11 protein-coding genes are annotated in these 10,109 nt (G+C 40.7%); 9 read left to right on the top strand and 2 right to left on the bottom strand.

Annotation, left to right across the window (positions count from 1 at the left end; all coding sequences use genetic code 11):
- The first annotated feature begins 375 nt into the window (after positions 1 to 375).
- The gene (locus tag B9G53_RS25835; protein WP_094536293.1) at positions 376 to 1,131 is read left to right on the top strand and encodes a ParA family protein; all 756 of its coding nucleotides are present in this window, start codon (positions 376 to 378) and stop codon (positions 1,129 to 1,131) included.
- Positions 1,128 to 2,189: a ParB/RepB/Spo0J family partition protein gene (locus B9G53_RS28865; protein WP_094536292.1), complete on the top strand. Its 1,062-nt coding sequence runs from the start codon at positions 1,128 to 1,130 to the stop codon at positions 2,187 to 2,189. Before B9G53_RS25835 ends, B9G53_RS28865 begins: the two co-directional genes overlap by 4 nt.
- A gap of 97 nt (positions 2,190 to 2,286) precedes the next feature.
- Here the strand turns inward: B9G53_RS28865 and B9G53_RS25825 are convergent, their stop codons facing one another.
- Positions 2,287 to 2,670, bottom strand: coding sequence for a DUF5615 family PIN-like protein (locus tag B9G53_RS25825; RefSeq protein ID WP_094536291.1), 384 nt, complete (start codon positions 2,668 to 2,670; stop codon positions 2,287 to 2,289).
- A complete protein-coding gene (locus B9G53_RS25820) occupies positions 2,663 to 3,001 on the bottom strand; it encodes a DUF433 domain-containing protein (protein ID WP_094536290.1) in 339 nt (112 codons plus the stop codon). Before B9G53_RS25820 ends, B9G53_RS25825 begins: the two co-directional genes overlap by 8 nt.
- Positions 3,002 to 3,208: 207 nt before the next feature.
- Between B9G53_RS25820 and B9G53_RS25815 the strand changes: the two genes are divergently transcribed.
- The 7 genes from B9G53_RS25815 to B9G53_RS25790 all read left to right on the top strand — a co-directional run bounded on the left by B9G53_RS25815 (position 3,209) and on the right by B9G53_RS25790 (position 9,968).
- Complete coding sequence (locus B9G53_RS25815) at positions 3,209 to 4,627, top strand: helix-turn-helix domain-containing protein (RefSeq protein WP_094536289.1); 1,419 nt, start codon at positions 3,209 to 3,211, stop codon at positions 4,625 to 4,627.
- Between the two features lie 162 nt (positions 4,628 to 4,789).
- A complete protein-coding gene (locus B9G53_RS28205; protein WP_217901682.1) occupies positions 4,790 to 4,963 on the top strand; it encodes a hypothetical protein in 174 nt (57 codons plus the stop codon).
- Positions 4,918 to 5,196 carry a hypothetical protein gene (locus B9G53_RS25810; RefSeq protein ID WP_217901681.1) on the top strand — a complete coding sequence of 93 codons (279 nt, stop codon included), beginning with the start codon at positions 4,918 to 4,920 and terminating at the stop codon, positions 5,194 to 5,196. The genes B9G53_RS28205 and B9G53_RS25810 overlap by 46 nt, the downstream gene beginning before the upstream one ends.
- A gap of 185 nt (positions 5,197 to 5,381) precedes the next feature.
- Positions 5,382 to 5,867 (top strand): hypothetical protein, encoded by a 486-nt coding sequence (locus tag B9G53_RS25805; RefSeq protein WP_141211903.1) that lies wholly within the window; start codon positions 5,382 to 5,384, stop codon positions 5,865 to 5,867.
- 315 nt (positions 5,868 to 6,182) lie between these two features.
- Positions 6,183 to 6,434 carry a helix-turn-helix domain-containing protein gene (locus B9G53_RS25800; RefSeq protein ID WP_094536287.1) on the top strand — a complete coding sequence of 84 codons (252 nt, stop codon included), beginning with the start codon at positions 6,183 to 6,185 and terminating at the stop codon, positions 6,432 to 6,434.
- A complete protein-coding gene (locus tag B9G53_RS25795) occupies positions 6,428 to 7,771 on the top strand; it encodes a type II toxin-antitoxin system HipA family toxin (protein WP_094536286.1) in 1,344 nt (447 codons plus the stop codon). Before B9G53_RS25800 ends, B9G53_RS25795 begins: the two co-directional genes overlap by 7 nt.
- A 7-nt stretch (positions 7,772 to 7,778) precedes the next feature.
- Complete coding sequence (locus B9G53_RS25790) at positions 7,779 to 9,968, top strand: AAA family ATPase (RefSeq protein ID WP_094536285.1); 2,190 nt, start codon at positions 7,779 to 7,781, stop codon at positions 9,966 to 9,968.
- Positions 9,969 to 10,109: the final 141 nt, after the last annotated feature.

The raw sequence follows: 10,109 nt of genomic DNA, 5'->3' as shown, positions 1-10,109 counted from the left end.
TCGTCTTCTTTTTTTTAGGTAACAGAGGTTCTATAATCTCCCACTCTTGATCGCTTAGGCTGCTGCTATATCCCATGTTTGACTCCTTTTTCTACTCTTCCTAAGATACCAAATGGGTTCTATACGCTTGTTAGATTTACAAACGGCTTTGAAATTACCAATAGTGGAGATTTGGTTGGGTTTACTTTTGGGTGATTTCAAACTTGAGCAACGGGGAGAATTTTATAATGCAAGCGAGATTTGGATTGCTTAGTGAAGAAAAAAGAGTTGCAACGCTTCGCCTCGCAACTCTTTTTTCTTTTTTGTTTAGCTTTACACCAAGCTGATGTTAAATTATTGGCATACTTCCAATCATTTCAGAGGTTAAAAGTATTTGTGACTAAAACTATAGCTATTTTTAATCAAGCTGGTGGCGTGGGGAAAACTACGCTTACCCATAACTTAGGCTACCAAATAGCTAGACGCGATCACCGAGTTTTGTTGGTGGATATGGACCCACAGTCGTCTCTCACTAAGTTTGTTGGGCTACTACCTTCTGAGTTAACCAAGACAGTTGCTAATGCAATTATTGACGAAGAAGCACTACCAATTCACAAAGATTTATTAGGGATGGATTTTGTCCCTGCTAATCGTTTTTTAAGTGCTACAGAGATGCAATTAGTCAGCGCTTCTCTACGCGATTTTCGGCTAAAAGATGCTTTGGAATTGGTGCAGAAGCAGTACGATTATATTCTGCTCGATTGTCCGCCAAGTTTAGGGCTGCTAAGTTATATTTCATTAGTTGCCGCGACCCATGTTCTCGTTCCTGTAGAAACTCATCTCAAAGCGTTTGAGGGAACCGATGAGTTATTGCAGACACTCACCTATGTAAAAAGCAAACCTAATAAACAATTACAAGTGATTGGGTTTGTACCAACTCGCTACGATGGTCGCAACTCCGCAGACATTCGTACCCTTGAGGCAATGAATGAGCAACTCTCTGCATGGGGTAAAGTGTTTGAGGCGATTCCCCGTGCTACAGCATTCGTTGATGCTAGTGAAGAGAGATTGCCTCTAGCAGCTTTACAAGCTAAGCATCCTGCTGTAAAGATTATGAACAAAATTATCGATCATATTGAGAAACTGGCATGACCCGTAAAACAACAAAGCCTTTTAGCGGACGCATCACTGCTCCTAGCGCTCCTTGGCTTGCACCTGAAGTTGATGAATCTCCTGAGCCTAGCGATCACCCTAAGGCTGAGGTTGAAATTCAAATTACTGATATTCATCTACCACCAAAGCAACCTCGCCGCTATTTTGATGCAGAGGCATTGCAAACCTTAGCTACATCGATCGCACAGCATGGAGTTTTACAACCTCTACTAGTGCGTCCTCGTTCGGCGGGTGGCTATGAACTGGTTGCGGGTGAGCGTCGTTATCGGGCGGCTCAGCTATCAGGTTTAAAAGCTGTTCCTGTAATTGTGCGGGAGCTAGATAATAATGAGGCTTGGCAAATTGCGCTGGTCGAGAATCTCCAGAGAGAAGACCTCAACCCCATTGAAGAAACGGAGGGGATTCTCGATCTTTTAGCTCTTGAGCTTGCGCGTCCCATAGATGAGATCCCTAATTTACTGCGTCAATTGTTTAATCAGAATAACCGTAGCAAGAGAGATTTTAGTGATTCCAATAATCTTGATGAGGTTGATAATAACGTTATTATCAATGGCAAGGACGATCTAGCTAAGACTGATAATAACGTTATTATCAGTGGTGAAGATAATAATAACGAGCTTGGCAATGGAATCCTAATCCAGCAAATCGAACGAATTTTTGAACAATTAGGGCGGATGAGTTGGCAGTCGTTTGTGACGAATCGGTTGCCTTTGCTGAAGCTTTCGGAGATTGTGGTTCAGGCTTTGCGTGAGGGGAAGATTGAATATACTAAGGCAAAGTTGATTGCTGGTGTTAAGGATGCGGTACTTCAAAAGCAGTTATTAGATGAGGCGATCGCTGATGGTTTATCTTTAAATGAAATCAAGAGCAGGATCAAGGAAAGCTCTCAAAAATCTCTAGCTAATGAGCCAACGGATCTACGTTCTCGGTTTGAGTCTACTTTCAAGGCGGCAAAGTCTTCGCCTGTTTGGAAGGATGAGAAAAAGCAAAAGAAGTTGGAGGCTTTGTTAAAGCAGTTGGAAGCTTTGATTGGTTAATAGGAGGGATGGCGATCGCTTCAAACATCAACAGTTGAGTAAGGTAGGAATTGGCGATCGCCTTTTGTCATCATCAAGCGCGATCGGTAAATATGCCTTAGTATTCACGAATGATAAATACTGGTGTACTGGACTTGGGTTGATTTTGCTTTTGGATGCGAATTAGGCGATCGCTAAGTTCTGTTGTCTGAGATTGTAAAAAGTCATTGATAAATTTGGCTTGTCCTTGATAGTCGCGATCATCTTTACAAATAATGATGCCACTATGATTCATACCACTACGATGTAAATCGATAAAATCGTCACGATTAAAGGTTATTAGAATTCGATTTTGATTTGCGGCAAATTTTAGAACTTCAGGATCGGGAATACCTTGATTTGCTTGTTCTGCTTCGTAGGAGGTGAGTACATCATGACCGTAGTCGCGCAGGATTTGCACAATGTCAATCGCAAAGTTTTCGTTGGAATAAAATCTAGCCAATGATCGCTTCCTCTTGTTCGTATTGGTGAGAGATAATCGCGCGATCGATTTCTTCTTGATGTGCAGTGTAATAGAATCGGGCGTTGCTCAAGTCGTCTGTGGTTAATGATGGGAAGTTGCGTAAAAGCTCTGGTGTATCGGCTCCTTGTTGTTGGAGGGAGATGATTGTCCAAACGGGGATGCGGGTATTACGGATTCTTGCATGACCTCCACATACGCCGATGGTTTTCTGGATTGCGCGAGATTTTAGTTTTTCTTGCAATAGGGCATATTCATCTGGAGCAAGGGATTCGATGACTTGGGCTAATGATTCTACTAGTTTTGTATTCATAGTTTTGAATCTATACTCTCAGGTTGATCTCATGTGTTAGTTTAGCTGATGATCGCCTTTTGCCCTCATCAAGCGCGATCGCTAACAGAGCCTTGTAGACAAAAATAATCGCGGTAAAAGTCTTAAGGGAGTAAGGTAGAGATGAAGTTTACCCATACTATTTGTTGATCAAGCTATAATCAATTCTAAATCAAGCTATTTCAATTTATGGAAGTCAGTTCTGAACGAACACAAGAGTTAATCCAGCATCCTCAAGAAAATCTTTTTGTAGAGATGAAAGCATGGATTGATCCCGATCAACCTGATGGGATTGCAAAAATTATCAAAACCGCTCTTGCTATGCGTAATAACAATGGTGGTTACATGGTGATTGGCTTTGACGACAAAACTTTAGAGCCAATTCTTGATAATGCGCCAAGCAATGTGAGACAAATGTTTAATATTGACAAAATTCAAGGAGCAATATCTAAGCACTCTTCTGAGCTTTTTGAAATCAATATAGATTTCCCACAACGTGATGGTCAAGAGTTTCCAGTAATCGTTATTCCTACTGGTGTTAAAACTCCTGTAGTTGCAAAATCAGATCTTTTTTCTAAAGATAAAGATAAGCAAAGTAAACCATTAATCCGAGAAGATACCGTCTATGTGCGATCACTGTCTTCCAACAATACTCCAAGCACAACACAGGCAAAATCGAAAGATTGGTCTAGTCTTATGGAAATTTGTTTTGATAATCGTGAAGCAGATATTGGTCGTTTCATAAGAAGACATCTTAATGGGATAAGTTCAGATCAAGTAAATGTTTTCGCTACTGCTATTGCTGGAAATATTAAACCTGAAATATCTAATGAGAATTTACTGAGAGAGTATCTTCAAGAGAGTGAACAACGCTATGGAGAGACACTAAAGGAGAGACAAGTTGGCAACATACCAGAACATGGCTCTTGGGAAGTGGGCTTAATTGTGTTAGGAGATATACCAACGCAGCATACTACTACACAAAATTTTCTTAATCTGTTGAGTTCCAATAATCCTGACTATACAGGTTGGCCAGTATGGTTAGATAGCCGTTCATTTGCTGACGATGATCATCATCCTCGTGTAGTCAAAGGAGTTTGGGAAGCACTACTAATAACCTTAAACTCTGGCTGGTCAAATCATATTGATTTTATGAGGTTTGACCCTAAAGGCAAGTTCTTTCTTATAAGAGCGCTTGAGGATGATATAGGCAGAAATCCACCTCAAGCACTTACAGTTTTAGACTTTAGTTTAGCTATCATAAGAACAGTTGAAGCTATTGCAGTTGGTATAGCTTTTGCAAAATCGATGGGATATTCCTCAGATACAACTACTCTTGCGTTTGCTTTTAAATGGACTAAATTGAAAAATCGAAAGCTTAGTTCTTGGGCTAGTAATAATCTGTTACGAGATATACCCAACCGTTATTTTGCTACTGATTCTGAAATTGTTGCTTTTATTGATATACCTTTAGAAACACCTTTATCAGCATTATCACAGTATGTACATCAAGTCACACGTCCTTTATTTGAAGCATTTAATGGTTATACGGTGAGTAATGATACAGTTGAAGATATAACACGAAGTTTAATAGAACGAAAGCGATAGAACCTGTTTTGCGTATGTGAAATTTTGCAAAAAGGAACTGAGATATAGAGAAGAAAATTTTAATGACCATCTGGATTGATGACCATTTATCAACAGCAATCCTTACAGGCGAATCATTAGTAGAAATTAGCGAAAATTAAATCTAACGTTATTGAGAAAAATATGGCTGAAATAGTTACTTTACAAATACCAGAAGCATTGTACCAACACCTAGCGATCGCGGCTGGAGCTACCAAGCGATCGCTAGAAGATGTAATTTTACAAGCCTTGCAAATTGGCAGTCCACCCACATGGAAGACGTACCCGAAGAATTTCAAACCGACCTTGCCAGCTTAGATCGACTTGACGACGATTCACTATGGCAAATTGCTCGTAGCCAAAAAACTCAATTAGAAATGGAACGCTACGAATCCCTATTATCAAAACAACAAAATACAGCCCTTACTGATACTGAAAGACTCGAATTAGATAACCTGCATAAAGATAGCGATCGCTTTATGTTACGCAAATCCCAAGCCGCCGCAATCCTAAAATGGCGCGGACATAACGTTTCCAGACTAGCAGGGTAGATTTTGTGTCAGGCTATATTTCCCGAAATCTGCGATCGCAAGGAGAAATTTTTATTAGAACTTGGTGCAGGATTTACCGTTATCGCAAGATAAAAACGTATCCAAATCCATAATGATGATTTTTATTTGATTACAAGTTTGTTTAACAAAGTTATATAATTTTGTTAACTATAATCACATATTTGATGGTTAACCAAATGATGGAGCCTTTTGAATTTCAATTAATAATGTTTCAAAAAGGTGCTGAAGAGTTAGAGAAAAAAATTGCAAATCTTACATCTAATCTTATCCAGATAAAAACTGCTGCAATTGGAATTTGGACAGCCATTATAGGATGGTCTTTCTCAATCAAGCTATATCCAGTTATACTGGTTAGTTACATTGTGATTATTAGCTTCTGGTTTTTAGAAGCTTTGTATTGGAGGGTTCAGTATTTCTGCATGAAAAAAGCTTCTGTCCTTACAGAATATTTAAACAATCAAGAATTAATAAAAAATAGCTTTAAAAGTCAATCAATTCCAGATGGATTAGTTTATCCACTTTACCCTTCAAGAGGTGAGACACAAATTCCTATCGTCAAAGCTTTATTCGCACCGTCAATTTATATATTTTATGGACTTTTACTAGTTACAACAACAGTAATTTTGATAATTACAATTAGTATTAGTTAGATATACATTCAATATTTAAATAAAAAGCGATCGCCTATCAATTAAAAAATCAATAAGCGATCGCCTCAGCTCGTCGTCGATTACCTTCATCAGAACAGGATTGATATTTTTTTTGTGATCGCTAGATATAAAAAATTAGAGATCGTATTAAAAATATAGCTGAACAAGTTGTTTTACAAATAGCAAAAGCATTGTAGCAACGCCTAGCGATCACCAAAGTTTAAATATTATCCCGTACAAAGGATAAACTTGATTTTATAGCCTACAAAGGATAAACTTAGTTTTATACCCTAAAAAGGATAAAAGCATCAGACTATGCTAATCCACTCCTCCAAAGAACTAGCTGAATATCTACGCGATCGCCGCAAAAGACAAAAATTAAGCCAAGCCGAAATAGGCGATCGGGTAGGGCTCAAACAAGCCACTATCTCCGCCTTTGAAAACAACCCCGAAGGCACAAAATTAGAAACTCTATTTAAACTATTCTCCGCCCTAGATCTAGAAATACAGATTATTCCCAAGGAAGAAGCTCGTAAGCTTAAACAAGGATGGAAAGAAGAATGGTAAGAACAAGGCGCATTAATAGCCTCAATATCCTCATGAATGGCTATCTAGTTGGCACTTGGCAAAACTTACCCAGTGGCGCGATGAACTTTCAGTATGATGAAGAATGGCTAGAAACTGACGGAGCGCGTCCCATCTCTTTATCAATGCCCTTACGCAGACAGCCATATGAAGGAGATCTTGTCTATAACTTTTTCGATAACTTGCTACCAGATAGTCGAGAAATTCGAGCAAGAATTCAAAAACGCTTTAGCATCTCCACCTCACAGCCATTCGACCTATTAACAGCGATCGGAGCCGACTGCGTTGGAGCGATCCAAATTTGTCAGGAAGGCACTCCCCAAACTATAGAGACAACTCAAGCACAGCCAATGTCAACGGATGAAGTTGCCAGATATTTGAAAGAATATAAAGCAACTCCTATAGGCATAAACAAAAACAACAACGATTTCCGTATATCGATCGCAGGCGCTCAAGAGAAAACTGCCTTACTTTGGCATCAAGGAAAATGGTGTCGTCCCATCGGCACTACGCCCACCAGTCATATCTTCAAGTTTTCTATTGGCATAATTCCTAATGACAATCTAAACATGAGTGATAGCTGCGAGAATGAATGGCTATGTCTCCAAATCACCAAAGCATTTGGATTACCCACAGCCGAAGCTCAAGTCCAACATTTCGATGATGTCAAAGTATTAGTTGTAGAGCGCTTCGATCGCCGATGGTCTCAAGATCGACGATGGTTGATCAGGCTTCCTCAAGAGGATATGTGCCAAGCATTAGGAATGTCGCCAAACTTGAAATATCAAAATCAAGGCGGAGCAGGAATCAGTGAAATCATGAAAATATTACTCGGTTCCGAAGATGCTAATGGCGATCATGAGAAATTTTTTCGCAGTCAAATTCTATTTTGGCTATTAGCCGCCACAGATGGACATAGTAAGAACTTCAGTATTTACATTAAGCAAGGCGGCAGCTACAGATTAACGCCTCTATATGATGTAATTTCCGTGTATCCATTCATCAAAAACAAGTCTCTATCTAAGCGTAACGTCAAGATGTCCATGTCACTTAGAGGAGAGAAGACCAACTATTACAATTGGAACTCAATTCAACCAAGGCATTTTATCTCGACAGCAAAGGCAGTTAATTTTTCAGAAGCAAAGGCAAGCGTAATTCTAGAGGAGATGCTGACAAAAGTTGGTGATGTAGTCGCTCAGGTAAATACAGTCCTACCAGAGGACTTTCCTACTCATGTCAGTCAGCCAATTTTGGATGGGATGCTATCTTTAGCCAAGCGATCGCTAAACAATCGCGCACAATGGATTTACCAACCTTAAATTATCCATGAACCTATTCGAGAACCATCGCCAACAAATCACCGCATCAGAAGCACCCCTCGCCGATCGCCTACGTCCGCGCCACCTCGATGAATTCATCGGACAAGAACATATCCTCGGACAAGGAAGACTACTCCGCCGCGCCATACAAGCAGATCGTCTATCATCCCTCATCTTTTATGGTCCCCCTGGCACAGGCAAAACCACCCTAGCAAGGATTATCGCCAACACCACCAACGCTCACTTCATCGCCATCAATGCCGTCCTCGCAGGTGTAAAAGAAATCAGAGAAGCGATCGAAACCGCCCAAACCCAACGTGGCTATCACAATCAACGCACGATCCTCTTTGTCGATGAAGTGCATCGCTTCAACAAATCCCAACAGGATGCATTACTGCCTTGGGTAGAAAATGGCACGATCATTCTCATCGGTGCAACTACCGAGAATCCATTCTTTGAAGTAAATAAAGCATTAGTCAGCCGATCGCGATTATTCCAATTAAAGCCATTAACCGAAGCGGATTTGCGGCGCGTATTAGAGCAAGCAATTAGCGATCGCCAAAGAGGTTATGGCAACCTCAAAGTAAATGTTACTGAAGAAGCGATCGCCCATTTAGCCAATGTCGCCAATGGTGATGCAAGGTCATTGCTAAATGCATTGGAACTAGCAGTCGAAACAACAGATCCAGATCAAGATGGCGCGATCGCCATTACTTTAGCCGTAGCCGAAGAATCAATTCAACAAAGAGCCGTTCTCTACGACAAAGAAGGTGATGCTCACTTTGATACGATTAGCGCTTTCATCAAGAGTGTGCGCGGTTCCGATCCTGATGCTGCGCTCTATTGGTTAGCCAAAATGGTTTATGCGGGAGAAGATCCGCGTTTTATTTTGCGCCGATTACTAATTTTAGCGAGCGAAGATATCGGACTTGCTGACCCGCAAGCAGTGGTGGTGGTGAATGCTTGTGCTGAAGCCTTTGACCGCATTGGTTTACCCGAAGGGCGCTATCATTTAGCCCAAGCCACACTCTATCTTGCCAATGCTCCCAAATCCAATAGTCTCATGGGCTTCTTTGATGCGATCGCCGCCGTTGAGCAGGAACGTCAATCCGATGTTCCCAATCCTCTCAAAGATAGTAGTCGTGATAAAAAAGGATTCGGTCATGGTGCTGGCTATCTCTATCCCCACGCCTATCGCGACCATTGGATCGAGCAGCAATATTTACCCAGCAGTTTGCAAGGACAGGTATTTTATCAACCATCAGATCAAGGTGCAGAAGCTGCAATTAAATTACAAGTAGAACGTCGCCGTGAAGCTCAATTAGCCGCAATGGTAAGCGGTGTAGTTGTAGAATTGCCTGAAATACTTACCTTTAGTCCCACGGATACTAAAAGCGATCGCTGGTTACAACGCACCATCGGACAGGCAGGTGAGAGATTAGCAACAATACGCGATCGCCTATTCTCCAAGTTATCGCTACAACGTCATGATGTAGTTCTCAACTTAAATGCCGCCACAGGATTATTAACTTGGGAAGCATTGCGATCGGTTCCAGAAGGTGGAGTCTATGCAATAACTTATCAAAAATCAGAAGCGATCGCTTTGCAAGAACAAGCAGCAAGCTTACCAGAACTGTTACGCCCAATTGTTATGCATGGTTCTTTCATAGAACTTCCTGAAGCGATCGCCTCTATGAAGTTTGAAGCGATTATTGGCTATAACGCACTAATACGTGAACCAGACAAATTAGCTTGCATTCAGCAATTAGCCAATCTCTTACAACCTCATGGCAAAATCGCTCTCTATGAATCAATTCCCAAACACACGCAGCGAATTTATAAGTTAATAAATTTACCCGATACATTTGGCGATCGCTGGATGCAAGCAGAAGAAGCAATCTATGCCAATCCTGATGACTCGATGACAAATTGGGATATTGATGATTTGCGATCGGCTTTTGAGAAAGTAGGTTTAACTGTTGAAATAGAAGTAGAACGCATTACTACACCCATGCAAATTTCTACGGCTTTATTAAACCGATGGTTTAGCAAGTCTCAGACAAAGCCATCCTATGCCAGCCATCTAGCTAAGTTTCTCACCGATGATGAAAGTGCGATCGCGAAACAATTGCTGACCAACAAACTATTGAATAAAACCGTAGATTGGACAAGTTCAGCAGCAATAATTACTCATTAACCGCCAAGACAGCCAAAGTTGAGAACAACTTATGACGAGCCTGAACCGAAAGCTTAGCCAGAACATAACCATGCAAATAGTTGGGAATATGTTCAGCAAAGAACTCAAATATGCCAGCCAAAGTATCTTTTAGTGGTATCT

Origin of the sequence: Pseudanabaena sp. SR411 (assembly GCF_002251945.1) — a bacterium.
Classification (GTDB): Bacteria; Cyanobacteriota; Cyanobacteriia; order Pseudanabaenales; family Pseudanabaenaceae; genus Pseudanabaena.
Note: the sequence above shows the minus strand (reverse complement) of the source record. Positions and strands in the feature narration are given on the sequence as shown.

Coding starts and splice junctions, on each gene's coding strand:
- B9G53_RS25805 (WP_141211903.1), top strand. CDS start 5,382: ATGGTTAACCAAATGATGGAGCCTTTTGAATTTCAATTAATAATGTTT.
- B9G53_RS25810 (WP_217901681.1), top strand. CDS start 4,918: ATGGAAGACGTACCCGAAGAATTTCAAACCGACCTTGCCAGCTTAGAT.
- B9G53_RS25795 (WP_094536286.1), top strand. CDS start 6,428: ATGGTAAGAACAAGGCGCATTAATAGCCTCAATATCCTCATGAATGGC.
- B9G53_RS25820 (WP_094536290.1), bottom strand. CDS start 3,001: ATGAATACAAAACTAGTAGAATCATTAGCCCAAGTCATCGAATCCCTT.
- B9G53_RS28205 (WP_217901682.1), top strand. CDS start 4,790: ATGGCTGAAATAGTTACTTTACAAATACCAGAAGCATTGTACCAACAC.
- B9G53_RS28865 (WP_094536292.1), top strand. CDS start 1,128: ATGACCCGTAAAACAACAAAGCCTTTTAGCGGACGCATCACTGCTCCT.
- B9G53_RS25815 (WP_094536289.1), top strand. CDS start 3,209: ATGGAAGTCAGTTCTGAACGAACACAAGAGTTAATCCAGCATCCTCAA.
- B9G53_RS25800 (WP_094536287.1), top strand. CDS start 6,183: ATGCTAATCCACTCCTCCAAAGAACTAGCTGAATATCTACGCGATCGC.
- B9G53_RS25790 (WP_094536285.1), top strand. CDS start 7,779: ATGAACCTATTCGAGAACCATCGCCAACAAATCACCGCATCAGAAGCA.